Source organism: Paraburkholderia sp. 40, from assembly GCF_050434105.1.
Taxonomy (GTDB): domain Bacteria; phylum Pseudomonadota; class Gammaproteobacteria; order Burkholderiales; family Burkholderiaceae; genus Paraburkholderia; species Paraburkholderia tuberum.
The window spans coordinates 2,257,801-2,284,308 of sequence record NZ_JBNPVY010000002.1 but is presented as its reverse complement, the minus strand read 5'-3'; the positions used below and the strand labels follow the sequence as shown (position 1 = coordinate 2,284,308).

At 61.1% G+C, this 26,508-nt stretch carries 21 protein-coding genes; 15 read left to right on the top strand and 6 right to left on the bottom strand.

The genetic code is table 11. From position 1 onward, the window contains the following. Window positions 1-44 precede the first annotated feature (44 nt). From pqqC to OKW28_RS11780, 4 genes are read left to right on the top strand one after another with little or no spacing between them, the layout of a single operon-like run. The gene (gene pqqC, locus OKW28_RS11795; protein WP_429445680.1) at window positions 45-803 is read left to right on the top strand and encodes a pyrroloquinoline-quinone synthase PqqC; all 759 of its coding nucleotides are present in this window, start codon (window positions 45-47) and stop codon (window positions 801-803) included. Next, window positions 800-1,078, top strand: a complete 279-nt coding sequence (gene pqqD / locus OKW28_RS11790) for a pyrroloquinoline quinone biosynthesis peptide chaperone PqqD (RefSeq protein WP_090809033.1) — start codon at window positions 800-802, stop codon at window positions 1,076-1,078. The genes pqqC and pqqD overlap by 4 nt, the downstream gene beginning before the upstream one ends. A 4-nt stretch (window positions 1,079-1,082) precedes the next feature. Next, window positions 1,083-2,321 (top strand): pyrroloquinoline quinone biosynthesis protein PqqE, encoded by a 1,239-nt coding sequence (gene pqqE / locus OKW28_RS11785; protein ID WP_429445678.1) that lies wholly within the window; start codon window positions 1,083-1,085, stop codon window positions 2,319-2,321. Further along, complete coding sequence (locus tag OKW28_RS11780; protein ID WP_429445676.1) at window positions 2,318-2,980, top strand: response regulator; 663 nt, start codon at window positions 2,318-2,320, stop codon at window positions 2,978-2,980. Before pqqE ends, OKW28_RS11780 begins: the two co-directional genes overlap by 4 nt. Here the strand turns inward: OKW28_RS11780 and OKW28_RS11775 are convergent. Then, window positions 2,950-3,948 carry a histidine kinase gene (locus tag OKW28_RS11775; RefSeq protein ID WP_429445674.1) on the bottom strand — a complete coding sequence of 333 codons (999 nt, stop codon included), beginning with the start codon at window positions 3,946-3,948 and terminating at the stop codon, window positions 2,950-2,952. The two genes, OKW28_RS11780 and OKW28_RS11775, sit on opposite strands and share 31 nt — an antisense overlap. A 179-nt stretch (window positions 3,949-4,127) precedes the next feature. Here OKW28_RS11775 and OKW28_RS11770 point away from each other — a divergent pair, with 179 nt between their 5' ends. Then, window positions 4,128-6,503 carry a TonB-dependent receptor gene (locus tag OKW28_RS11770; RefSeq protein ID WP_429445672.1) on the top strand — a complete coding sequence of 792 codons (2,376 nt, stop codon included), beginning with the start codon at window positions 4,128-4,130 and terminating at the stop codon, window positions 6,501-6,503. A 264-nt stretch (window positions 6,504-6,767) separates the two neighbouring features. On the opposite strand, the gene OKW28_RS11765 is transcribed toward OKW28_RS11770, so the two are convergent. The 3 genes from OKW28_RS11765 to OKW28_RS11755 form a co-directional block, all read right to left on the bottom strand. Then, window positions 6,768-7,217, bottom strand: a complete 450-nt coding sequence (locus OKW28_RS11765; protein WP_429445671.1) for a hypothetical protein — start codon at window positions 7,215-7,217, stop codon at window positions 6,768-6,770. A gap of 67 nt (window positions 7,218-7,284) precedes the next feature. Further along, on the bottom strand, window positions 7,285-7,770 hold the full coding sequence (locus OKW28_RS11760) for a hypothetical protein (protein ID WP_429445669.1): 486 nt from the start codon (window positions 7,768-7,770) through the stop codon (window positions 7,285-7,287). Then, on the bottom strand, window positions 7,767-8,306 hold the full coding sequence (locus OKW28_RS11755; protein WP_429445667.1) for a hypothetical protein: 540 nt from the start codon (window positions 8,304-8,306) through the stop codon (window positions 7,767-7,769). Before OKW28_RS11755 ends, OKW28_RS11760 begins: the two co-directional genes overlap by 4 nt. Window positions 8,307-8,708: 402 nt before the next feature. On the opposite strand from OKW28_RS11755, the gene OKW28_RS11750 reads away from it, so the two are divergent. The 10 genes from OKW28_RS11750 to OKW28_RS11705 all read left to right on the top strand — a co-directional run bounded on the left by OKW28_RS11750 (window position 8,709) and on the right by OKW28_RS11705 (window position 24,853). Beyond that, a complete protein-coding gene (locus tag OKW28_RS11750) occupies window positions 8,709-17,213 on the top strand; it encodes a hemagglutinin repeat-containing protein (protein WP_429445665.1) in 8,505 nt (2,834 codons plus the stop codon). Continuing rightward, the gene (locus OKW28_RS11745; protein WP_429445664.1) at window positions 17,210-17,482 is read left to right on the top strand and encodes a hypothetical protein; all 273 of its coding nucleotides are present in this window, start codon (window positions 17,210-17,212) and stop codon (window positions 17,480-17,482) included. The genes OKW28_RS11750 and OKW28_RS11745 overlap by 4 nt, the downstream gene beginning before the upstream one ends. 543 nt (window positions 17,483-18,025) lie before the next feature. Continuing rightward, a complete protein-coding gene (locus OKW28_RS11740; protein ID WP_429445661.1) occupies window positions 18,026-18,172 on the top strand; it encodes a hypothetical protein in 147 nt (48 codons plus the stop codon). 84 nt (window positions 18,173-18,256) lie between these two features. Further along, on the top strand, window positions 18,257-19,693 hold the full coding sequence (locus OKW28_RS11735; RefSeq protein ID WP_429445660.1) for a UbiA family prenyltransferase: 1,437 nt from the start codon (window positions 18,257-18,259) through the stop codon (window positions 19,691-19,693). Window positions 19,694-19,707: 14 nt separating this feature from the next. Further along, window positions 19,708-20,877: a hypothetical protein gene (locus tag OKW28_RS11730; RefSeq protein WP_429445657.1), complete on the top strand. Its 1,170-nt coding sequence runs from the start codon at window positions 19,708-19,710 to the stop codon at window positions 20,875-20,877. A gap of 2 nt (window positions 20,878-20,879) precedes the next feature. Then, the gene (locus OKW28_RS11725; RefSeq protein ID WP_429445656.1) at window positions 20,880-21,218 is read left to right on the top strand and encodes a small multidrug resistance protein; all 339 of its coding nucleotides are present in this window, start codon (window positions 20,880-20,882) and stop codon (window positions 21,216-21,218) included. Next, complete coding sequence (locus OKW28_RS11720) at window positions 21,215-23,002, top strand: ShlB/FhaC/HecB family hemolysin secretion/activation protein (protein ID WP_429445654.1); 1,788 nt, start codon at window positions 21,215-21,217, stop codon at window positions 23,000-23,002. Before OKW28_RS11725 ends, OKW28_RS11720 begins: the two co-directional genes overlap by 4 nt. Before the next feature lie 57 nt (window positions 23,003-23,059). Next, window positions 23,060-23,740, top strand: a complete 681-nt coding sequence (locus OKW28_RS11715; protein ID WP_429445652.1) for a CsgG/HfaB family protein — start codon at window positions 23,060-23,062, stop codon at window positions 23,738-23,740. Between the two features lie 53 nt (window positions 23,741-23,793). Then, window positions 23,794-24,177, top strand: a complete 384-nt coding sequence (locus OKW28_RS11710; protein ID WP_429445649.1) for a DUF4810 domain-containing protein — start codon at window positions 23,794-23,796, stop codon at window positions 24,175-24,177. A 10-nt stretch (window positions 24,178-24,187) separates the two neighbouring features. Beyond that, a complete protein-coding gene (locus tag OKW28_RS11705; protein ID WP_429445293.1) occupies window positions 24,188-24,853 on the top strand; it encodes a DUF799 domain-containing protein in 666 nt (221 codons plus the stop codon). A 271-nt stretch (window positions 24,854-25,124) separates the two neighbouring features. On the opposite strand, the gene OKW28_RS11700 is transcribed toward OKW28_RS11705, so the two are convergent. Both OKW28_RS11700 and OKW28_RS11695 read right to left on the bottom strand, forming a co-directional pair. Continuing rightward, window positions 25,125-25,265 carry a hypothetical protein gene (locus OKW28_RS11700; protein ID WP_429445647.1) on the bottom strand — a complete coding sequence of 47 codons (141 nt, stop codon included), beginning with the start codon at window positions 25,263-25,265 and terminating at the stop codon, window positions 25,125-25,127. A gap of 201 nt (window positions 25,266-25,466) precedes the next feature. Next, window positions 25,467-26,459, bottom strand: coding sequence for an asparaginase (locus tag OKW28_RS11695; protein WP_429445644.1), 993 nt, complete (start codon window positions 26,457-26,459; stop codon window positions 25,467-25,469). Window positions 26,460-26,508 lie beyond the last annotated feature (49 nt).

The window sequence follows — 26,508 nt, the reverse complement described above, 5'->3', positions numbered from 1 at the left end:
CGGTAACGAGGCGCGGCTGTGAACGACGATAAAACGGAGACGGCATGAACGCGAAAGACATTCAGGACACGACACCAACACGCGACGCGAGTACAACGGGAACTCAAGGCATCGACCGACCCGCCTGGAGCCGTGAAGAATTCGAGGCGCAGTTGCGCGCGAAGGGCACCGCCTATCACATCCACCATCCGTTCAACGTGAAGATGAATAGCGGCGGCTGCTCGCGCGAGCAGATTCGCGGCTGGGTCGCGAACCGCTTCTACTACCAGATCAACATTCCGCTGAAGGATGCGGCCGTGCTGTCGAACTGTCCGGACCGCGAGACGCGCCGCCGCTGGGTGCTGCGCATTCTCGATCACGACGGCTACGATGGCGCGCAAGGCGGCATCGAAACCTGGGCGCGTCTCGCGGATGCGGTCGGCCTCACACGCGACGAACTGTGGTCGCTCGAACACGTGACGCCGGGCGTGCGCTTCGCCGTCGATGCGTATGTGAATTTCGCGCGCCGCGCGCCATGGCAGGAAGCGGTGTGCTCGTCGCTGACCGAAATGTTCGCGCCGCAGGTGCATCGCGACCGGCTCGCGAGCTGGCCCGAGCACTATCCGTGGATCGAACCCGAGGGCCTCGCGTACTTCCGCTCACGCATTTCGCTCGCGCAGCGCGATGTGCAGCACGGACTCGAGGTCACGCTTGCCCATTTCACACGACGCGATCAGCAGGAACGGGCGCTCGACATCCTGCAGTTCAAGCTCGACATTCTGTGGACCATGCTCGACGCGATCGAGAAGGCGTTTCCGCAATGAACGACTCGACACGCGCCGACCCCGCCACGCCGCTCGCGATCGCGAAGCCATTCCGCCTGCAATGGGAGCCCGCGCAGAACGCGCACGTGCTGCTGTACCCCGAGGGCATGGTGAAGCTCAATCAAAGCGCGGGAGAAATCCTCAAGCGCTGCGACGGCACACGCGACATCGATACGCTGATCGCCGACCTCGAACAGGCGTTCAACACGACCGGCATCGGCAGCGAGGTGCGGGCCTTCATCGCCGACGCGCATGGGCGCGGCTGGCTGGAGTAGCGCGATGACCGATCTTTCTCAACCTGGCTCTCAACCCGGCGCGCAAGTGCAAAGCGACGCGGCCGCCGTCGTGCCGCCGCCGCTGTGGCTGCTCGCGGAGCTGACCTATCGCTGTCCGCTGCATTGCGCGTTCTGCTACAACCCGCTCGACTACACCGATCACAACCGCGAACTGACCACCGGGCAATGGCTCGACGTGCTGCGCGAGGCGCGCGCGCTCGGCGCGGTGCAGCTCGGCTTTTCGGGCGGCGAGCCGCTGGTGCGCGACGACGTCGAAGTACTCGTCGAAGAAGCGCACAGGCTCGGCTTCTACACGAACCTGATCACGTCGGGCGTCGGTCTCACCGATCAGCGCCTCGGCGATCTGAAGGCCGCCGGGCTCGATCACATCCAGCTGTCCTTCCAGGATTCGACGCAGCAGTTGAACGACTTCCTGAGCAGCACGCGCACCTTCGAGCTGAAGCAGCGCGTCGCCGTTGCGCTCAAGCGGCACGGCTTTCCGATGGTGATGAACTGCGTGCTGCATCGCTACAACCTGCCGCATGTCGACAAGATCATCGAGATGGCATTGGCTCTCGGCGCCGAATATCTGGAGCTGGCGAACACGCAGTTCTACGGCTGGGCGCGCGAGAACCAGGCGCAACTGATGCCGACGCAACAGCAGCTCGAAGAAGCCGAAGCGGTGGTCGCGCGCTATCGCCGCACGCATGGCGAGCGCTGCAAGATCTTCTTCGTCGTGCCCGACTACTTCGAGCGCCGCCCGAAGCGCTGCATGAACGGCTGGGGCGCGGTGTTCCTCGGCGTCGCGCCCGACGGCGCCGCGCTGCCGTGTCACGCGGCGCGCGGCCTGCCCGGCCTGACGCTGCCGAACGTGAAGGACATGCCGTTGCGCGAGATCTGGTACGACAGCGACGCGTTCAACCGCTTTCGGGGTTTGCAGTGGATGAAGGAGCCGTGCCGCAGCTGCGATGAAAAGGACCGCGACCTCGGCGGCTGCCGCTGCCAGGCCTACCTGCTGACCGGCGACGCGGCCAACGCCGACCCGGTCTGCGACAAGTCGCCGTTTCACGACACCGTCGTCAAGATCGTGCGGCACGCGGCATCCGCGACCGAGGCGACAGCAGCGGCCCGCGAACAGCCGATCCTGTTCCGCAACGACGCCAACTCACGCAAGTTCGCGGCCGCTGCCCGCGAGCCCGACGCCGGCGGCGATAACCGGACGTCACCCGGAGTCCAATCATGAGTGCCGACACCATCTCCGTTCTGCTCGTCGACGACCATGCGGTCGTGCGCGAAGGCTACCGGCGTCTGCTCGAACTAAATGCCGACGTCGAGGTGTGCGGCGAAGCGGGCGACGCCGCGCAGGCCTACCAGCGTTTTTGCGCGCTGCGGCCCGACGTGGTCGTGATGGATGTGTCGCTGCCGGGCGCAAGCGGCATCGAAGCGATGCGGCGCATGCTCGCGCGCGAACCGGACGCGCGCGTGCTGATCTTCAGCGTGCACGAGGAATCGATCTTCGTGCGGCGCGCGCTCGACGCGGGCGCGCTCGGCTACGTGACCAAGGCAAGCGCGCCCGACGTGCTGGTCGAAGCGGTGCGCTCGATTGCACGGCGTGCCGGCTACCTGAGCCCGGACATCTCGCAGGCGCTCGCGCTGCGCACCGCGTTCAACGAAGGGCCGCCAGGGCGTCAGTTGTCGGCGCGCGAGTTCGAGGTGCTGCGGCTGCTCGTGCAGGGCTATACGCTGCCGAGCATCGCCGAAAAGCTGGGCTTGAGTCAGAAAACGGTGGCCAACCATCAATCGGTGATCCGGCAGAAGTTCGGCGCCGACAACGGCGTACAGCTCGCGCAGATGGCAAGCCGCCTCGGGCTTCAGTTCACGGGCTCGGCCAGCCCCGCCTGAGCGGGCACGCGCGCGCAGAACAGAAAACCGCGCTGCGGCTCGCTCGCGATGTGAAATTCGCCGCCGAGCGCCTCGACGCGTTCGCGCATACCGATCAGCCCGAGCCCGCTGCGCGGCCTGGTCAGATCGGTGCCGGGGCCGTCGTCGGCCATCGTGACGACGATCTCGTCGATCTGCGTGCCGTTGTGTTCGCGCGGCGCGCGCACCATGAACAGTTCGACGCGCGAGCGGCGCGCGAACTTCGACACGTTCGTCAGTCCTTCCTGCACGAGCCGGTACAGCGTGATCGTCAACGCATCGCTGAGGCCGCTGAAATCCCCTTCGATCGTCATCGAGAACGACGCCTCGGGCAAGCGCTCGCGCCAGCCGTCGACGCAATGTTCGAGCGCGGTCGGCAGGCCGAATTCGTCGAGACCGATCGGCCGCAGGCGGCGGATCATGCCGCCGATCTCGCGGTACACATGCGTCGCGCTCTGCATCAGCCCAAGCGCGATGCGATGAATTTCCGGCTCGCGCTCGCCCGATAGATCGCGGATGCGCGCCGCGTCGAGCGAGATCGCGTTCAGGTATTGACCCAGCTCGTCGTGCAGCTCGCGCGCCATATGGCGGCGCTCCAGTTCCTGCGCCTGCAGCGCCTGACAGGCAAGGCGCCGGTTGTCGGCGAGCAGCCGTTCGGCCTGTTCCTCGAGCATGCGGCGATGGCGCGCTTCGCGGCGCGCATCGCGATAGCGGCGCCACGCGAACCACGCGAGCGCGATCGACAGCACGAACAGCGCGCCCGGCAACTCGTCGAGCTGGAAGCGCTCCATGCCACGCGTGAACCGGTAGACCTTCTCGCTGAGATCGAAGGCGGCGCCGAGCACCGCCGCGAGCACGGTCACGGCGACGACCCAGCCGAGGTCGCGCCATATCGGCGACGATGGCGGCGCTCGGTCAGCGGAAGAGGGATGGATCGGTTCGCTTGACATGACGCTTGCATTCTACTCAGCGCCGGCACACGCAGCGGGATTTGCGCGAGTTTGGGAACGCTTCCCCGGCAGATCGGGAAAAGCTCCCGCGCGTCTTACAGACGCGTATGCGAAGCTTTACACCAACGTCAAACAACGCGCGACGCGCGTACAAATCAAGCCGGCAGGAGACAATAACGATGAGCATGCGATCACAAGCACGCCGCAAACGCCGGCTTCAGCGGCGTGCCGGCATCACCTTCTGCGTCGGCGGCGCGCTCACCGGTCTGTCCACGAGCGTATGGGCGCAGGCGGAGCCGCCAGTCGCGGCGTCGGCGCCGGCCTCGGCGTCTTCCGCCGCCTCTTCCAAGGCAGCAGACGGCAACGCCAACAGCAACACGACACCCACCACGACCCTCGCGCCGATCGTCGTCGTAGGCACCACGCCGCTGCTCGGCATCGGCACACCGCTCACACTGGTGCCGGCCAACGTGCAGACGGTCCACGCGGCCGATATCCAACGGCAGGGCCGCCAGACACTCAGCGACTACCTCGCGGCGAATCTGCCTAGCGTCACGATCTCCGACGCGCAGGGCAACCCGTATCAGATGAACCTGTTCTATCGCGGCTTCACCGCGTCGCCGCTGCTGGGCACGCCGCAAGGTTTGTCGGTATTCGTCGACGGCGTGCGCGTGAACGAACCGTTCGGTGACGTCGTGAACTGGGACCTGCTGCCGCAACAGGCGATCGACACGATGCAGCTGATCCCCGGCTCCAATCCGACTTTCGGCTTCAATACGCTCGGCGGCGCGCTGTCGATCACGACGAAAAACGGCAAGGACAACCCGGTCGGCGAGGCCGAAATACAGGGCGGCTCGTGGGGACGCAAGGCCGCGCAGATCGAACAGGGCGGCACGATCGGCCAGAACCTCGACTACTACTTCACCGCCAACGCCGCGAACGACAACGGCTGGGCCGAGCAGAACGAGAGCCGCATCCGCCAGGCGTTCGGCAAGCTGCGCTATACCGACGCCGACACGACGCTGTCGTTATCGGCCGGCGGCGCGGACAACGATCTGCACGGCGCGCAAACCATTCCGCGCTCGTTCCTCGGTAACCCCAGGCAACCGTACACATATCCCGATCAGAATCAGAACAGCGCCGGCTACCTGACGCTGTCGGGCGATCATTACTTCAACGACAATATCGAGCTGAGCGGCAACGCGTACTACCGGCACTTTCGCAATGCCAACACCAGCAGCAACGTCAACAACGACTACGGCAAGATCGGCGACGACGGCACCGTCGATACGTTGCAGGCGACCAACGTACAGTCCACCGTGACGACCGACAGCTACGGCGCGAGCCTGCAACTGACGCTGCTCGGCAAGCTCGGCGGCATGCAGAACCAGTTCATCGCGGGCATGGCCGTCGATGCCGCCGACTCGCGCTTCACGCAGTCGTCGCAGGACGCGACGTTTACCGATTCGCGCGCGACGGTCGGCATCGGGAATTTCGCACAGCAGACCAACGCGAACACGCACAACACGAACTACGGCATCTACCTGACCGATACGCTTTCGCTGACGCCGCAGTGGTCGCTGACGCTGTCGGGCCGCTACAACTGGGCCGATGCGACGATCGGCGACGAATCCGGCACGCAGCCGCAGCTCGACGGCCACCATACGTTCTCGCGCTTCAATCCGGCGGTCGGCATCAACTGGAATCCGACGCCGGCGCTCACCGCCTACGCGACCTACAACGAGGGCATGCGCTCGCCGACCGCGATCGAGCTGGCCTGCGCCGATCCGAACGCGCCGTGTTCGCTGCCGAACGACTTCATCTCCGATCCGTCGTTGCAGCCGGTCATTTCGAAGACCTATGAAGTCGGCGCGCGCGGCAGGATCGGCGGCAACACGACATGGAGCGCGGCTGCCTACAGCACGACGCTCGACAACGACATCGAGTTCATCAGCAGCAACGGCGCGGGCAGTTCGCAGGGGTTTTTCCAGAACGTCGGGCGCACGCGCCGGCAAGGCGTCGAACTGGCTGGGCAGACGAAGTACGGTCCGTTCACGGTGACCGGCAGCTATAGCTACGTCAATGCGACCTACCAGTCGACATGGGTCGAAAGCAGCCCCAGCAACTCGAGCGCCGACGCGAACGGCAACATCACCGTGCATCCCGGCGACCACATCCCGAGCATTCCGGCGACGACCGTCAAGCTGCGGCTCGATTACGCGGCCACCGCGAAATGGCGAATCGGCACGAATCTGACGTGGCGCGGCAGCATCTACGCGCAGGGCGACGAAAACAACCAGGACGTGAACGGCAAGATCTCCGGCTATCTGTTGATCGATATGGACACCAGCTACCAGGTGACGAAACAGTTGCAGGTGTTCGCGTCGGTGTCGAACCTGCTCGACAAGCGCTATGCGAGCTTCGGCGCGCTCGGGGAGAACTTCTTTACCGGACCCGGCAATACGTTCAACGGCGCGGCGCCGGTCAACGAACAGTTCGTCGGGCCGGGTGCGCCGAGGGGGTTCTGGGTGGGGATGAGGTATGCGTGGAAGTAGTGGCGTCTGGCGTGGCGGATCGCATGGCTTCGCTCTTTCCGCCGCCTGAGGCTTCGTCACGAGCGCAATGCCGGGGAACGCGGCGCGGATTTTGAGGAATATGTACGCCTCGTCGCGGCACCCGTGAGCCCGACGTCTCACAGGATCGAGTTCATGAGCGACGTGGCCTATGCTCAGTCGTGGTGGTGCCAGGTCGCTTCGTGACCCGGCTTTGCGGTGCCCCGCCGAAGTGAGGCATGGTTGGTGTGTGCATAGCTATGACATTCAACCCGTCTTGATCGAATAGAGGTCGCGCAGGAATTCGTTTTGCTGCTTGCGAATTGAATAATAGCAACGCGCCCCCATGACATCGTACATATCCACATGTGTTTTTGGCGGTTCTTCAATATTCCAATCGTAAGCTAGTTTAGGGGCTAGATCGCAAGCCTTTGCCGATTCATCTTGTGCGCGCATGTACCGGTCGAGCTCAGCCTTGCTCGCGCCTTTGATGCCACGTGCGGATTTAATTGAATTTGCCAGTTTCCTGTTGTCGACGTCAAGGGATTTTGCATGATGCTCATAGCAATCAAGATCTCCAAATCCGCCACCGCCCAGGTACTGCATGCAATTTGAATCGTTGATGACCTCATCGGCAAATATCGACCGAAAGTTACAAAGCGCCATGACTAGCAAGAAGCACTTCCAAAATTTATTCAATGTCGATACCTCTGCCATGTCGAGCATCACCTGACGATTACCAGGAATACCGGTAATGAGGGGACGCTCAGTGTCCAGTCTCTCCTTACGACAAGGACCAGGGATCGACCTTGCCACCCTCAATCACGAAATGCTTCGCATCGGGATTCGAGGGGAATAGGCGCCAGTCCTCATCATCAGGTATCGCATCCGCAAGAATGACTAGTCGCATATCTCTCGCCAGCAAAATGGCGGCATCACCGTTCTCGCCCGCCTCGATATTCAAAACAGCCGTTGGGCCATGTGCCACAAGGAGATCGCGGATTCGTTCCGTTGTCACTCTCGTACTCTCTTCAGACGCTGCGAAGTCCGAATAGGACGCAACGATCGCGTGTCCCTGCTCGATGCGCCAGTCGCACTGAATATGGAGCGCCCAATCGCCCAGATACTTGATGGTTCCTCTGCTGGTCTTTACCTCCCGAAGCGGACCGAACTGTAACGTAAGCATGTCGGCCGCGTGCGCCACTCCGCTAACGTCAAGCCCGATCAAGGCGGAAAGGTGAAGTCCTACCTGCTCTTTCGTATCGATCATTCCAATTTGTCTCCAAACAGGTCCAGGGCGCGCTCCATCATGCCGTGATACTCAAGATCGTCCATCTGACTATCGTAGTGAAGGCGGCGTGCTTGATTCCTGCTTAGTCCAAGTGCTTTGACCACCGCCTTAAATTGCTTGTTCTGCGCCTGATTGTTACCGGGACGACCATCGGCGCCGGCGAGCTGCACAGCGTCGCCGTCCGGCATGTCGGGCTGATAGACGAACGACTGAGCATTGCCGAGATTCTCCGGCATGCGCGGGCTGCTGCCATAGAGCGAGCTTGTCATGCTCGCGTCGTCCGCTTGTCGTGAGCGCCCGCGACAATCGCACGCCCATGCGGTGCCCAGGGCTACGGCCATCTCGTAACCGTTTGAATACGACTTCAGCCTATCGAACGGAAACCATTCGCCAGTTTCGATGTTCAGCGCCATTGCGGATGGCATTGGCGGAAAGTTTGAGTAGATCGAATAGATGATACGGCAAAGCAGGCATTCTTCCTCGTCCCCAGTGCCGTCCTGTTTCTGTTGTTCCATTTGACCTCTTATGATTTTCCAGAAAACACCCGACGAATTAACCATCCGAAGGAGTCACGGTCAACAGTTTTAATTTAAGATAGATCCGTTTTTACAGAAATTGACAATAAACGTTAAAAAAATGGCAGACCCGTGACTCCTGGCTTTACCACGACAAAACACTAACCGGTTCTGTCGGCATTCCAATGAAGGTGGCTTGATGGCGCCTTTTTCAATTACACGGCGAGCAGCAGACGTTTATTCGTTTGCATATCTCGTCTTCGCATAGTGGCGCTTTGCGTCCATCAGACAATTCCTGTTTTTGATTTCTGTTGTTGCTTCGCACTGCATTGACAATATTTAACTTACCCGAGCGGTGGTATGCGGTATTTTTCGGCAGGTTAAAAAAATACGCTACGCAGAATGAATAAGAACATGTTCAGGCTGGTTTTCAGCCGGTGCCGGAGTATGCTCGTCGCTGTTGCGGAAACCGCCATTGCCCACGGCAACGCAAGTCAGGGCGAGACCCATTCATCGGCCTCACGGCGCCCGATCACACTGTTCGCCGTGCATCACGCAGCATTCGCCGCGCTGGTTCTGTGCGGGCTCGCACCTGTTCTCGCGGATGCGCAGATCGTGCCCTCGGGCGCGCACGCGCCGAATGTCATCCAGACGCGCAATGGCCTGCCGCAGGTCGATATCAACAAGGCGTCGAATGCGGGTGTTTCGGTTAATACGTATTCGCAGTTCGATGTGCAGAAAAACGGCGCGATCCTGAACAACTCGCCGGTTATCACGAACACGCAACTCGCAGGACAGGTGAGTGGTAACCCGAATCTTTCGCCAGGCCAGTCCGCGCGGATCATTCTCAACCAGGTCAACAGCAATTCGCCCAGCCAGTTGCGCGGCTATCTCGAAGTGGCGGGCAACAGGGCCGAAGTCGTCGTGGCAAACGGTTCCGGGATCGTGGTCGATGGCGGCGGCTTCATCAATACCACGCGCGGCATTCTCACCACCGGTACGCCGATGCTCGACGCGGGCGGCAACCTGAGCGGTTTTAACGTAACTGGCGGCATGATTACCGTCCAGGGCGCGGGCCTGGATGCGACCAATATTGATCAGGTGGACCTGATCTCCCGCGCGGTGGAGGCTAACGCGGCCATCCGTGCCAACGGCCTGAATGTTATCGCCGGCGCAAATCAGGTCAGTCACGACACGCTGGCCGCGACGCCCATCGCAGGCCGCGGCGCAGCGCCAGGTGTGTCCATCGACGTGAGCCAGCTTGGCGGCATGTACGCCAACCGTATCCTGCTGGTGGGCACCGAGAACGGTGTCGGCGTATCGAATGCGGGCGTCATCGCCGCTCAGGCGGGTGACCTGACGCTCACGACGCAGGGGAAGCTGGTTCTCACCGGCAAGACAACCGCGAGCGGCAATCTTGCGGTGTCAGCGGCGGGCGATGTAGACAACGGCGGCTCGACCTACGCGCAGCAGAACCTGACCATCAGTGCGGAGAACGTCACGTCAACCGGCACCCTCGGCGCGGGCATCAATGCGGATGGCAGCGTTGGCCAGAGCGGCGATCTGAATCTGAGCGCGGCAGATACCCTTTCCGCAACCGGCCAGAACATCGCGGGTGGCAATGCCACGCTTCAGGGCAACAACGTAACGCTTGCGGGCAGCCAGAGCGCTGCTAACGGCGCGCTCACTGTTTCCGCCGCGCAGATGCTTGACACCAGTGCGGCAACGCTCAACGCGACGCAGCTATCTCTTGCGGCAGCGAACCTCACCAACCACGGCGGCACGCTAACGCAGACCGGCACCGGGCCGACAACCGTCAATGTATCCGGTACGTTCGACAACACGAACGGATCGCTGGCGACAAACAGTTCCAGCCTCACGCTCACGCCCGCTGCGCTCATCAACGACGGCGGCAGGATTACGGATTCCGGGACCGGCACCCTGTCCATTGCCACCGGTTCGCTGTCGAACAACGCGGGCACCATCGCCACGAATGGCTCGCTGGATGTCCACGGGGGCGTGGTATCGAACCGGGGCGGGACGCTGGCGGGGCAATCGTCCGCGACGTTTCAGGTGGCCTCGCTCGATAACAGCGCAGGCGGCTATGTCGGCGCACGCGACGTATCGATAAGCGGCACGGGCACAATGAACAACGAGGGCGGCACGGTGCAGGCCGACGACGTGCTTGACGTGTCAGCGCAGAGCGTTGCGAACGACGGCGGCACGATAGCGAACGGCGGCACCGGGGCTACGACGGTGAGCGCCAGCGGTGCACTCACGAACACCGGCAACGGTCTGATCGGCGGCAACGGTGACGTGTCCGTCGCGGGAGGCAGCGTCAACAACGCGGGCGGCACGCTCACCGCGTCCGGCGCGACAACTGTCCAGTCCGGCAGCACGCTCGACAATTCAGCAGGTCTGATGCAGGGCAACGGCAGTGTATCGGCCGCGGCATCCGGCGCGCTCGTCAATACCGGCGGCCAGATCGAATCGGACGGCCCGGCTACGACATTGCAGGTGTCGGGCGCATCGGTGGACAACACGAATGGCCGTATCGCCAATGTCGGCACAGGCGCGACGACCATCAGCGCGGCAACCATCACGAACGCCAACACGGGCGGCTTGAGCGGTGCCGGCACGATCGGCGGCAACGGTGACGTGACTGTGAACGCGCAGACGCTGTCGAACACAGACGGCGCACAGATTGTGTCAGGTCACGACCTGACGCTTGACGCGACGCAGTCGGTGAGTAACACGGGCGGCACACTCTCGGGTGCGAATAACCTCACGCTCGACCAGGCAGGCGCGACGCTGGTGAACCAGAATGGTTCGATCCACGCCAACGGTGCGCTCGGTCTGAACGTGGCGACGCTCGACAACACGTCGGGACGGATCGGCAATGACAACGGTAGTGGTGGCAGCGTTGCCATCACAGCTGGCACGCTGGCAAATCAGGGCGGCGCAATCGGTAGCGACCAGGACCTGAGCGTCGCGACGAACCAGCTGACCGGTGACGGCCGCATCGTGGCGGGCCGCGACGGCGCAGTAACCATCAATGGCGACTACACGCTCGACACCGCCAACCTGATCCAGGCGAATCACGATCTGAGCTTCACCACAGCAGGCAGCTTCACGAACCAGGGGACGCTCGGCGCGGTCAACGCGCTGACAGTCAATGCGGCGAACGTGGACAACCAGGCGGGCGCGGATCTCAATTCGGCCAGCACCACCGTCAACGCGGCGAACGCGATCACAAATGAAGGCCGCATCGAGGGCGACACCGTTACGACGCATAACGCCACGCTGACCAACACCGCCACCATCATTGGCAATACCGTCACGGCGAACGCCAGCCAGTCCATTGCGAACACCGGCCCCGCCGCCATCATGGCCGCCGCTTCGCAACTGAACCTGCACTCGCCCGGCGATATCTCGAACACGGGCGGCGCAAACATGTTCAGCCTGGGCGATATCAACATCGCCGCCGATGCGACGCGCGACGGTAACGGCCTGCTCGCGAACCGTAGTAATTCAGTCACCAACGACCAGTCCACCATCGAGGCGCAGGGCAATATCGAAGTCGCGACGCAGACGCTGACGAACTCGCGGCCCGCACCCACGGTTGAGACAGTGACAACCGATGTTGAGACTGAACACCAGACCAAGCGCGACAAGTACATCATCTGTCCGACCGGTGGTCCGATTCCGGCCTGTTCCGATCCCACCTGGAGCGATGGCTACAAGAGTCCGCTCGACGCAACGTTCAGCGCCTCGCAGATCGTGTCACAGACCTCGGGGGCGAATGCGACCGACAACGTGCTGGTCGTCAACGTCAACGGCCAGCAACAGACGATCCGGTACAACACGCTGACGAAGAACGCTGACGGTTCGGTCACCGTCAACTACTGGGACGACTACGACCCGAACATCAACTACCTGCCATCGACCGAATACCCGACGTTCAGCGGTGGACATAATGGTTATCAGGTCGTCGAGGTCGCGAGAGACACGACGACCACCACGCAGCGGGACCAGGTAACCGGTCCGCAGGGCCAGCAGGCGCAACTTCTTGCGGGCGGCAACATGACGCTGGCGAACGTCGGTACGCTCAACAACAGCTATAGTGCTATCGCAGCGGGCGGCTCGATCCAGATCGGCGCCAGCCAGCAGGACGGCGAGATTGCCAACGGGAGCGGCAATTACGGCGGCACGCTGGTGAACAATACCGGACAGACGCTGTACCAGTACCAGCGTCAGGACATCGTTTCCACCTATGCGTGGAACGTGGACACCAGCCAGGACCGGCAGACGGTGACGGAACCGTCAATCGTCCTGACGCCTGTGGCGATCGGAGGCACGGGCGGCACGATCATCGCGAATAACGCTGTCCAGATCAGCGGCACCGACATCAACAATACGAATGTTGCAGCGGCGAATTCGGCCACGGGCGCGACAGGCGGCACGCTCGGCGCGAATCAGGCGCTGACGGGCCAGCAGGCCAAGGCCCCACAGACGGTCGCGAGCAGCACCGGCGCGCTGAACGTCACGTTGCCAAAGAGTGGTCTTTACACGTATCAGACCGCGCCCGGCGCATCGTATCTGGTGGTGACCGACCCTCGCCTGACCAGCTACACCAGCTTCATTTCCAGCGACTACATGCTGCAGCAGCTCGGCCTGAACCCGCAGACCGTGGAGAAGCGCCTGGGCGACGGCATGTACGAAGAGCAGCTTGTACGCGAGCAGATCACCCAACTGACGGGCCGCGTGTACCTCCAGGGCTATACGAACAACCTCGACGAGTATCAGGCGCTGATGACGAACGGCGTAAACGTTGCGCAACAGTTCGGCCTTGAGCCTGGTATCGCACTGACGGCCGCGCAGATGGATGCACTGACGAGCGATATTGTCTGGCTGGTCAACCAGACCGTCACACTGCCGGATGGCAGCACGCAGCAGGTCCTCGCGCCCGTTGTCTATCTCGCGCAGACCCATGCGAACGACCTGCAACCGACCGGCGCGCTGATTTCCGCCGATGACGTCGAGATTCATGTGACCGGCAGCGCGACCAACTCAGGGGTCATCAAGGGCGGCACGCAGACGGTGATCACCGCGACCGATATCCTGAACCGTGGCGGCACCATCGGCAGCAGCGGAACGAACGGCACCACGGTTGTGGCCGCGACGAACGATGTGGTCAATGCGTCTGGGATGATCGGCGGCAACCGCGTTGCGGTGCTGGCGGGCAACAACATCATCAATACGACGCTGGTCGACACGGTGGGCGCCAGCAACGCGACCAGCGACAGCAGGATGAACACCACGCTGCTTGGCGCACAGGGCACGATTGCCTCGACCGGCGACATGGTGATTGCAGCGGGCAATGACCTGACCATGCACGGCGCGAATATCACCGCAGGCGGTGACGCGCAGATCACGGCAGGACATGACATCACAGTTGACGCGGTGCAGACCACAACGTCGCAGTCCGGGATGCAGAACCCGCAGCACCATTGGGAGGCCAGCAGCACCGTCAATGAGACGGGTGCAATCACGGCAGGCGGCAGTCTTGCGATGCAGAGCGGCAACGACACGACGCTCAGGGGCGCGACCGTTGCGGCGGGCGCCGACATGGCGGTGGTCGCGGGCGGCAACCTGACGGCTACCACGGTGACGGACACCGCCACTTTCAACAACGTTGCCACCGACGGTCCCTCCCGCAAGGAGGTTGACGATACGTACGACGAGCGGGCGGTCGGCACGACCTTTACCGCGGGCGGCAATGCGACGCTTGGCGCGGTCAGCACCGACGCGGGCAAGGGCAATGTGACGCTGACCGGATCGACACTCGCGGCGGGTACGGGGGCAGCGACGATTGCCGCAAGCGGCGACGTCACGCTGAACGAAGCCCGCGAGGAACATGACAGCTACGTGGCGACCGAATCGAAGCGCGGTAGCGCGTTTCACGGCTCGACCACGGACACGACACAGAGCACGCAGGCAAATATCGGCGTGGCAAGTATAGTGGCAGGCGATACCGTCAACATCGGCGCGGGCAAGGACCTGACCGTGAAAGGCTCGACGGTGGCAGGCACGAACGACGTGAATCTCGCAGCGGCTGGCAACGTCAACATTACGACCTCGCAGGATACGCAGACTACGTCCACGTACTACCAGAAACATGAGTCGGGATTCGGTACGAGCGGCGGCGTCGGTATCTCGGTCGGCAGCAAGACGCAGACCGATACCACCAATACGTCGCAGGTGACGAACACGGGCAGCACCGTTGGCTCGCTCGCGGGCAATCTGAGCATCGTCGCGGGCAACGATCTGCATGTGACAGGCAGTGATCTCATTGCTGCGAAGAACGTCACCGGTACGGGCGCGAACATCATCATCGACGCCGCCACCGACACCACGCACTATGACGAATCGCATGCGGTCAAACAGAGCGGGTTCACCCTTGCCGTGAAAGCGCCGGTAATCGATGCCATATCGAATGCGGTTGACCAGACACATGCGGCCAGCAACAGCAAGGATGATCGGGCGGCGGCATTGCACGGCATGGCGGCAGCGAGCGCGGCGTGGGACGCGAATATGGCCGCCGGCGGCCTGGCCAACGATCTTGCTACGGGCGCCACGCCTCAGATGAAGGTCGAACTCAGTTTCGGGTCCAGTAGCTCGAAAAGCACGTACGCGGAGGACTCCACGACACACGTAGGGTCGAACGTGACGGCTGGCGGAACAGCGGCGTTTGTCGCAACGGGTAACGCCACGCCCGGCAGCGGCAACGTGACCATCGCCGGTTCGAACGTGAATGCCAGCGACGTGATTCTCGCGGCGCAGAATCAGGTGAATCTCGTCAATACGACCGACACCGATTCGACGCGCAGCACGAACCAGTCGAGCAGCGGCAGCGTCGGCATATCCTATGGCAGCAGCGGTTTCGGCGTCGATGCCGCCATGTCGCGGGCGCACGGCGACGGCAATACCGATGCGGCCACGCAGAACAACACGCATGTGACGGCCGCTAATACGGCGACAATCATTTCGGGCGGCGATACGAACATCATCGGGTCCAACGTGAGCGGCCAGCAGGTGAATGCCAGCGTTGGCGGTAATCTCAATATCGCAAGCGTACAGGACACGATGACGAGCGCCGCGCATCAGGAAAGTACGGGCGGCGGATTCAGCATCAGCCAGGGCGGCGGCAGTGCGAGCTTCAGTCACACCGACGCGAACGCGAGCGGCAGCTATGCGGGTGTCAATGAACAGGCTGGAATCTCGGCCGGTGACGGCGGATTCAACATCAGTGTCGTGGGTAACACCGACCTCAAGGGCGGCCTGATCGCCAGCGAGGCCGATCCGTCGAAAAACACGCTTTCGACGGGTACGCTGACGTTCTCTGACGTTCAGAATTCATCCAGCTATGACGCACATTCCAGCGGAATCGGCGGGGGCATCACGGCGGGCGATGGTGGCGCGAACTACAGCACGCACGGCAGCACGTCAGGCATCAACGGGGGCGGCGTCGCGCCGATGCTAAGCCAGAACGACAGCGGAAGCGACAGCGCGACGACGAAAAGCGCGATCAGCGCGGGAACGATCATCACGACCGATACGGCGAAGCAGACCCAGGACATTGCAAGCCTGAACCGGGGCACATCGAACACGAACGGCACGGTGACGAAATTGCCGGACATGAACGACCTTCTCGACAGGCAGTCCGACATGATGGCGGCAGCGAGCGCAGCGGGCGAAGCCGTTTCCCGGCGGATTGGCGACTATGCGAAAACGAAGTATGACGAGGCAGCCGCCGCAGGCGATCAGGCAGGCATGGACGCGTGGAAGGAAGGTGGCACAGATCGCGCGATGATGCAGGCGGCGGGCGCGGCCCTTGTGACCGGCCTGGCAGGTGGCAATGCCATCGGTGGCGCTGCCGGCGCTGCGATTGCGTCGATTGCGGCCGGACAACTGAACAATCTGAGCGACGCAATTGCCGGTTCGAATCCGACTGGCAATGCGGCAATGAATGAAGCTCTCGGGAACATCGTGGCCAATGCGATTGCCACGGGCGCAGGCGCGGCGGTCGGCGGCAACGCAGGTGCAGTCTCGGGGTACAACGTGGATCGTTTTAACCGGCAACTGCACCCTGAAGAAAAGACTCTCGCCAAACAGCTTGCGGACAAGAGCGGCGGTAAGTACACCGAAGCGCAGATCGAAGACCAGATGCGTATCATGGGGGTGACGGTAAATGGTACCTACGAAACGGGCACAGCTACCACGTTAGTAGGGCAAGTCCCCACTGATTCGGGGGCTCAGTGGATTGGGGCTCCCGCAACGAGTGACGGACAGCCGGTTCTCACGCAGAAGACTGCGCAAGCAGATTCGCAATTGCAATCGTACATTCTTGCGAACTACAACTCTGCGTCGCCGGGTGGCGTGCCGAGTCAATTCAGCTATCAACAGAGCGGTAGCAGCTCTGTCAATATAACGGGACCGTTTACAAAGTTCGACCAATCGGATGCGCAATTTATGCGGGATACGACCGGCGCCATGGCTGGTTTCGGTGCAACTCAACTTGACCGCACGTCGGCAATTGCGACTACCTTGGCGGCTGCGGGCTCGTCGATTCCCTACCTGTCGATTCCGGCCGAAGGCATTGCAGTCGGAGCCTCGGTCGGTTCATGGTTGCTTAATGGTATTCAGCAGGCGGCCTCCCCGAACTTCGGGAACTATGCGGTTTCAACGGCAATTGGCCAAGTAACCGGCGCAATGACTGGACGTTACCCGTTAGCTGCGCCAGTAATTAACGAGTTCGGCAACATAACCGGCAATAGTGGACAAGCACAGAGCGCGCAGGACTGGGTGAATACGCAGTGGTCTAAGCTAAAAGGGAAGTTTCAGTGAGCAAGATTAGATTGATCGTCGACGGAAACATCGCGGAATGGGGACGAATTAGCCTCATAGTTTTGGGCATCGGAATGTTTGCCTGTGGTCTTGCGCTTGACTTTCTTCCACGCGTTATAGCCCTTGCATTGGTGATCTTAGGCTTGCCAGTTGCCGCGGTAGGCGGATACGCCTCACGCGCGAAAGCGTTAGGTCTAAAGCCCTTTGACAACAGCTACAAGAAGGCGCGCACGAGTTACAAGACGAAGGACGACAAGAATAATGAATGAAACGCAAAGTCAGCCAGCTTTTCGCCGCCATGTGACTAGCAGAATTCACGCTTGAACCAAAATGAAAGTTCCATGGAGTCGGTTTCGGTGCTGGTATCGGCGCAGGGAAATCCACTTCATCAACGTTCGTTGTTCCGTCAATCAATGACATTTTTGGACGCAAACAATGAAACCACGCGCCCTTCACCTAGTCGTCTATTGGGTCGAGCTTGCAGTAATCTATGCGATCGCGTTTTGCGTCGTCTACTCCGTGGATGCATCAAAGGCGGAATTCCAAGCTGGCTTGTCGTTATTCTTTGTAATCTGTGCATGTTTGATTGGTCGCCCCTCGATGCCGCATGAGTTGGCAAAGCTGCTGGCTCGTCCGATGGTTCTACTCATGTCGATTGTCGTAATGGGATTCGGAATATTTGGAACGCGTCAGCCAGACCTAACGATTCTCGCACCGGGGGTTGGCCTGTGTCTCTTGGGGGCGGCGTTCGCTGATCGCGTCGAACGTTCACGCACACGTAAGTAGTCGAAACAATATAGATGTATGAAAGTATGAAAATCAGAAAAAGGCTGGTGGCCCTGCCCCTCACGTCCTTGGCATCGCTCGCCTTCGCGCAACAAACGCCGACGCCAACACCAGCGGACGCCGCAGCAGCGGCACGCGCCAACGCAGAACAGAACCATCAGGTGCACCTGTAGCGCGCAGTGCACTGGAACGCAAGACCAGGGTGTACGCGCGTCCGGCATGCGCTCAACTGCACTGCAGAATAGGACGGGTTGTTTGTGCAAAAGAATACCGATTTTCCGCTGATTGTAGACCTGGACGGAACGCTGACATTGACCGACACGCTGGCTGAGTCCGTCATCAAGGTCGTGAAGCAGAATCCATTGAATCTCATCCGTTTGCCAATATGGCTGTTGAAAGGACGTTTGGCATTCAAGCGAGAGATTGCCGCCCGCTCCACTATTGCAGCCGAGCACCTGCCGTATCGCAAAGCGTTAGTCGACTATCTGATTGCCGAAAAAAAGCGTGGCCGTAAGATCGTTCTCGCCACTGCCGCGCACAGTTCGATTGCGGAACGCGTGTCCGCGCATCTGGAACTCTTCGACGCGGTGCTGGCCACGGAGGGCGACACCAACCTGAGAGGACGGACGAAGCTTGAGAAAGCGCGCCTATGCGTCGGCGAGCGGTTCGTCTACGCCGGCGACAGTCGTGCTGACCTGCCAGTATGGCTCGGTTCCCAGGCGGCCGTTCTCGCTGGCGTTTCGCCACGTCTTGCCAATCTGGTTCGCACGAATGTCCCTGTTGAGCGGGAGTTCCCAAACAGCAAAGCCGACCTTTCGCTCTGGCTGAAGGCGCTGCGCGTTCACCAGTGGCTCAAGAACCTGTTGCTTTTTGTACCCTTGCTGACGGCATTTTCCTTCTTTGATACAGGCAAACTGGTGATGCTCGCGCTAGCATTTGTCTCGATGTCGCTGGGCGCATCAGCGACCTACATCGCGAACGATCTCTGGGATCTGGATAGCGACCGACGGCATCCCCGCAAGCGGCAGCGGCCCTTCGCGAGCGGGGCACTATCGATATCGAGCGGCATCCTGTGTGCGGTTGCGCTACTCGTCACGTCGCTCGCGCTGGCGTTATCAACATCGGCAGCGTTTGCGGTGATGCTCTTGTTCTACCTGATCTTGACCACCGCCTACAGCCTGTTTCTAAAAAGGCGCGTGATGATCGACGTCATCGCGCTCTCACTGCTGTATACGCTGCGAATCTTCGCGGGATCGGTGGCGGTAAACATCAGCACGAGTCACTGGCTACTCGCGTTTTCCTTCTTCACATTCCTGAGTCTCGCGCTCGTCAAGCGCTGCGCCGAACTGGTGTCCCTGCGCATAAGCGCCGACGCCGTCACGGTGGGGCGCGACTATCGTGTTGCGGATCTTGAAGTGCTGTGGCCGCTGGGTATCGGCTCGTCCTTCGCGGCAGTGATTGTCTTCGGCCTTTTTATAAACGCGGCGGAGACGATCGACCGGTATGCGGTACCCGGACTGCTGTGGTTCGTCGCAATCGGCCTGATCGCCCTGTTCGCGCGCCTGTGGATCAAGACCGTGCGGGGCGTAATGGACGACGACCCGTTAGTCCATCTGATCGAAGATCACGGCAGCCTCCTTACCATTCTGATCATGGTCGCCACCATGATGACGGCCCACTTTGTGCAGCTTTGACAGGTCCCTGCAAAATGAATTTGAAAAACAGAAACAGGATGCTGGCGTTCTGCCGGTTCTCGATCGTATTCGTCCTGCTGCTCGTGTGCGCAGGAAACATCACGAACAGCGTGTTGCTGAAGTTCGGATTTCGCGACGATCACAAGCTGGACGGCTATGCGCAAAGCCTCACGCTGGTCAGCATGATCGAGGGGACGGCTCCGCGGCCGTACGTCTACCGCTCCACGTTTGCCAAAGCGGCGAAGTACATGGCCGGGCAATTGAACCCTGCGCTCCAGCAGAAACTGTTCAAGTCCATCAGTCGCTATGATTCGCTGCACCATAGCTACTTCAGCGGCGTCCCGGACACGTACTGGACGCCGATAGTCGCCATCACGTACCACATCGTCTATTTCTTCGTGGTGCTGTCGATGGCGCTTGCGCTATTACTGATCTACAAGCTGGCGCGGATGCGTGGCCTGTCGTTCGGGCAGGCACTCGGGTTTCTGGCTGGCTTCAGCTTCATCTACCCACTTACGTTCCAGGCGGGCGCGTACTACTACGACTTCATCGAAATACTGGGCGTGTTCAGCGCATGCTATTTCATGCTAAAGCGCTGGATGATCCCCTGCACGCTGGCGATTGCGTTTTTCTCGTTCAACAAGGAAACGTTCTTTCTTGTGCCACTTGCGTTGTTCTTCCTGCACCAGCGGGACGTCCCGATGCGCAGCCGGTTCGGCTGGCTGGCGCTCCAGTTGGTATGCTGTTTCGTCAGCCGGGATTTCCTCATGAACGGCTACGAAGCGAACAGCGGCGGTTTCATCGAGTTTCACGCGAAGGAAAACCTGCTGTTCTGGCTTAACCCGGCTTCATACGTTCGTTTCTATAACCTGGTTGCCAAGGGCATCCTGACCCCGAGCCTTCAGAATCCGCTGATCCTTGTGCCCACGATTGTGTTCTTTCGCCGTGCGTGGCTGGAGACCAGTGTGAGCGACAGACGATACTTCCTTGCCGCGTTCCTGCCGCTCCTCGTTCTGTTCGTGCTCTTCGGCTATACCGACGAGATCCGCAACCTTTCCCTTGCTTTCCCCGCGATCGTGCTCCTCGCATTGAATGGCGCGAGCCGTTTCGGGCAGATCTTCTCGAACGCAGAAAGCGATCAGGCGCACGTTGAGACGCGCGTGCGTTCCAACGTGGCGGGCTAGTCATGTCGTTGATCGCGTTGATTGCCAGCGGTATGTTGAGCGGACTGGCAAGTGTTCTGCTGCGGCTCGCCGCACTTCGGGCGGCGACACCGTCAGTAGGTGAATGGGTGCCGCTTCTGCTCCGCGTGGCCGCAATAGGCTCTTACGGAGTCGGATTTGTTCTCTATGCGCTTGCGCTTCGCAAGGCCAGTCTGGGCGTCGCCTATCCGTTGATGGTCGCTGTCTCGATCCTGGTCGCACTGGCGTTCACGGCGCTGCATGAGCAGGTGTTAAAGCCGACTCAGCTGGTCGGCGCGGTAGTGATTCTTGGTGGTGTGTGGTTAGTTACAAGGCCGGCATGACAAAACAACAACCTCTGCAGGTCAGCAGGGCGGCGCTGTCTGTCCTTCCGTTGGCGGCAGCGCTCTTTGCGCCAGGTAGTTCGACTTCACTCGCGCAGCAGGCGCCGACTCCGGCAGATACAGCCGCAGCGGCGCGCGCCAATGCCGAACAGTACCAGCAGCTCCAGCAGCAACGCGACGCGCAGCAGCGTGAGAAGACCGTCAACGCGCCTTCGGTACGCTCGAGCGCGCCGAAGGCCAGCGTCTGGCCGGAACTGCCTGCTGAAACGCCATGCTTTCGCATCGAATGGTTTTTGCTCGACGTACCTGCCACGTTACCTGATGCCGTTCGCAAACAGGGTGCATCCGCGTTACCGCTCGACCGCTTCGCCTTCGCCCGCGAATGGCTCGACCATTACCGGGGGCAATGCGTCGGCAAGGCAGGACTCGACACGCTCACCAAGGGATTGCAGCAGACGATTCTCGGTCGCGGCTACATCACGACGCGCGTATTGCTTCCCGAGCAGGACCTGTCAACCGGCACGCTGAAGTTTGCACTGGTGCCCGGTGTCGTGCGTGCGATCCGCTTCGCCGACCCCGCCACGCGCGGCACGTGGAAAACGGCTTTCCCGGCCCGCGGTGGCGACATGCTGAACCTGCGCGACCTCGAACAGGGACTGGAACAGATGAAGCGCGTCAGCAGCCAGGACGCGGACATGAAAATCGAACCCACTGACATACCGGGCGAAAGCGATGTGGTCGTCACGGTAAAGCGCGCGAAGCAATGGACGGTGGTCGCCTCGGTGGACAACTCAGGCACACGAGCCACCGGCAAGCTGCAAGGCAACCTGAGCCTCGGCATCGACAACCCGCTTGGCCTGAACGACATTTTCAACGTCGGTGTGAGTCAGGACCTCGAATTCGGTGACAAAGGTCTCGGCTCGCACGGCTGGAACGGCTTCTATTCGGTTCCATGGGGCTACTGGACCGGCACGCTATCGGCCTACACGAACACGTACTACCAGCAGATTGCGGGCGCGAATCAGACGTTCGTGTCGAGTGGCAACGCGCAGACCGTTGACTTCAAACTGCAACGGGTGCTGATGCGCAGCCAGAACAACGTACTTGGCGCGCAGTTCCGCCTGACGAAGCGCTTCGGTGAAAGCTTCATTGAAGACACCGCTATCCCGCAGCAGCGGCGCAACAACACGTTCATCGAGGCGGGACTTACCGATCGCCACTACTTCGGCGCGTCGCAGTTCGACGGCAGCCTCGCGTACCGTCAGGGCGTGGGCGGACTAGGGGCGACACCAGACTTCTACGAGAATGGCCCGACTTACCGCTTCCGCATGGCCATCTTCGACGCGAACCTGTCGGTGCCGTTCAAGGTCGCAAGCCAGCCATTGCGTTACGTGACGAGCGTGCACGGCCAGTTCACGAACAACACGCTGAACTATATCGATGACCTGACCATCGGCAGCCGCTACACGGTGCGCGGCTTCGACGGCGAAACGATGCTCGCGGCCGAGCGCGGTTTCTTCTGGCGCAACGAGTTGCAGCTACCGGTTGGATCGACGGGACAGTCACTTTACGCCGGCATCGACTACGGGCACGTATTCGGACCGAACGCCGCATATCTCGCCGGGACACAGCTGGCAGGTACGGTGATCGGTGTGCGCGGTAGTGGATCAGCAAAGGCAGGCGCGCTCGCCTATGACCTGTTCGCCGGGACGCCAATCTACAAGCCGTCAGATCTTCCCACTGCGCGCGTGACGATCGGTTTCCAGTTGACCGCTCAATTCTGAAATTCACCCCGTCGACGCTATCCGGGTTTTCGGCGTTTCAACAAAGAGGAAAACAAAATGAAGTTATCGAAAACTTATGGGCTTGGAGCCGTTGCTGTTGCCGTTGCCGTGGCACTGAGCGGCTGTGCAACTGAGTCGTCGCACTCACTGCCGGTGCCCCCCGTCGCCAGTGCGCAGAAGCCAACGGTGAGCCAGCCCATCGGCATTTCAGTCGGCAAGTTCGACAACCGGTCGAGCTATATGCGCGGCATCTTCTCGGATGGCGTTGACCGCCTGGGTGGGCAGTCCAAGACCATCCTGATTACGGCACTCCAGCAGACAGGGCGTTTCAATGTGCTCGATCGCGACAACCTCGACGAAATCCGCCAGGAAGCAGGCTTCCTCAAAAAAGCACAATCGATCAAGGGGGCGCGCTTCGTCATCACCGGGGACGTAACGGAGTTCGGTCGCAAGGAGGTTGGCGACCGGCAGCTATTTGGCATCCTCGGCCGTGGCAAGAGTCAGGTGGCCTACGCAAAGGTCAGCCTGAATGTCGTCGACACGACGACATCGGAAGTCGTGGCGTCGAGCCAGGGGGCAGGTGAATTCAGCCTTTCGAACCGTGAAGTCATCGGCTTTGGCGGCACCGCCGGTTACGACTCGACGCTGAACGGCAAGGTGCTCGATCTGGCGATTCAGGAGGCCGTCAATCACCTGGTCGAGCAGGTCGATGCAGGCACGCTCAAGGCCGCACAGTAAGTGCGCCGGGCCATTGCGGCCATCCACTTTCAACCGTAGCTGCAATAAACATAATGACGCGATTCACGATGAATCATAGCCGCATGATGCGGGGACTCTGTCTGCCAGTAATGGCAACAGCCATACTCCTTACGGGATGCGCGGCGAATCGCCCGCAGCCTCTTTACCAGTGGACCGGCTACCAGCCGGCCGTGTACGACTATCTCAAGGGAGAAAAGGCTCCGCAGGAGCAGATCGACGCGCTGGAAAAAGCCCTCCAGGACATCAGCGGCAAGGGGCACACGCCGCCGCCGGGATTTCATGCGCAACTGGGCATGCTGTACGCGAGTGTCGGGAACGACACCCAGGCCATGCAGGAGTTCGAGTCCGAGAAGCAGCTGTTTCCGGAGTCCTCGACCTACATGGACTTCCTGATGAAGAAACCGAAACAGCCCTGAGCGAGCCGCCATGTCCAAGATCCTTTCCTTCAAACTCTGGTTTGCGCTATCGACTGTTGCACTGCTGTCCGCGTGCGCGCAACCTGTGAAGCACGCCGACTACACGGCATTCAAGAACAGCCGGCCGCGCTCGATCCTGGTGCTGCCGCCGACCAATGAAACGGCGGACGTTCAGGCGACCAACAGCATGCTCTCGCAGATGACAATGCCGCTCGCCGAATCCGGCTACTACGTGGTACCGGTGGCGGTGATGGACGAAACGTTCAAACAGAACGGCCTGACGATGGCGGCCGAGATCGAGGCGACCTCACCCGCGAAGCTGCGCGAAATCTTCGGTGCCGACACGGCCCTGTATTCGAAGATCACACAGTACGGCTCCGTGTACCACATCGTCGACAGTGCAACAGTAGTAACGGCGTCCGCCAGGCTGGTCGATCTCAAGACCGGTGACGTGCTATGGCAGGGCAGTGCGAGCGCCAACAGCAATGAGGGCAACAACAATGCTGGCGGTGGCCTGATCGGCATGCTGGTCATGGCGGCGATCAAGCAGGTTGCGAATTCGCTGACGGACAGGGGGCACGATATTGCCGGAGTGACGAGCTATCGGCTTCTGCATGCCGGGCCGCCGAACGGGCTGCTTTACGGGCCACGGTCACCTCAATACGGCACTGATTGAACAATCCTCGATCAGCAGGGACAGGCTGTGGCGGCAGATGGCTCGTACGGTACTGGGTTGTCGAGTTAATACATGATCTGGAAGGCGTGCCACTACTCTTCGCGGGTCATACGGCGTGTGATCAGGCCGGCTAGCGCAACGTCCGCAAGACCGAAGCCGAGCGACTTAAAAATTGTCACGTCGCCTCGTGCGCGATCCGCAATCTGGGGATTCGTGAGTACCACGCCGAGTTCGACGACGCGGTCCCAGTCGACAACACCCGGCGCGGCCATCAGCAGACATCGCCGTGGACGATCGACGTCAATTGTCCGTCTTCGCTCGAGAAGAGCGGAACGACGAAATCGAACCGGCCGCGATGCGTCGAATAGATCTTCGCGCCGCACACACCCGCGCTCGGCAGGATTGCACCCATCGCACTGATCGATACATGCTCGCCCTTTCGTTCTGACGCGCGGCTGAACCGATGCACGGCCCGCGCCGTGTTCGATCAGCGCAAGGCGTAGTTCGGCAATTGCGTCGCGCATGGTGATCAGACGGCGCACATGGTCGTCGGTAATGAAATGCATGATGTTGTGTCGGCTCAGATGAGAGTTGGTCGTCAGGAACGGCGGTTTCAATAGCGCTCGAACGCGGCCTGCAACGTCTTCGTGTCGCAGCCTTGCGTGAGTGCCAACGTGAGAAGCAGTCGGGCTTTCTGCGGAACCTGGTCGTCGACGGTCAGCCAGCCATACTCGTCGTCGGGTTGCGCGCCGTTGCGCAGCACGATGCCGTTGCCGGTGCGCGATGCCCGAACCACGTGCACGCCGCGCCGTGCTGCTGCCCGAAGTGTCGTGAGCAGATGGCTGGCGACGTTGCCGTTGCCGGTGCCTACAAAGATCAGCCCGCGCGCGTTCGCGGCGATTGACGCGAGCGCATCGGACTCGAGTGCGCCGTATCCGTAGGCGATGTCGACTTTGGGCAGGCAGGCAAGCCTGTCGAGCGACCACGGCGTGTCGACCGTATGCGCGCGCGATGGGCGGCGATAGTAGTGCGGCACGCCTTCGATCACATATCCAAGCGCACCATAAGGCGAACGAAACGCTTCGAGCTTGAAGCTGTTGCTCTTCACGACATCGCGCGCAGTGTGTATTTCGCTATTGGCGACGACCAGCGTGCCGATGCCGCGCGACGACGGGTGCGCCGCGACCGCGATTGCATCGTAAAGATTAAGCGCCGCATCGGAACTCATCGCCGACGGTGGACGCATCGATCCGACTACGACGACCGGTTTTACGCTTTTGAGCGTCAGATGCAGAAAATATGCGGTTTCTTCGATCGTGTCGGTGCCGTGGGTGATTACCACACCGTCCACATCCTGCTGGGCAAGCACATTGTCAACGCGCTTGCCGATTGCGAGCAGATGTTCGTTATTGAAGTTCTCGGAGCCCGTTTGCAGCAACTGCTCCGAGCGCAGATTGGCCAGCGCCAGGGCATGAGGGATGGTATCGAGAACCTCGTCGATGCCAAGCACCGAGCACAGGTAGGCAGACGTGTTGACGGCGGCTTTGCCCTGGCCGGCAATGGTGCCGCCGGTGCCGATTACCAGGATGTTGGGCTTGGCTGTCATGCGGATTCGATCGGGTAAGGGGAACGCGCTCGCGAAACGCATCGCATCG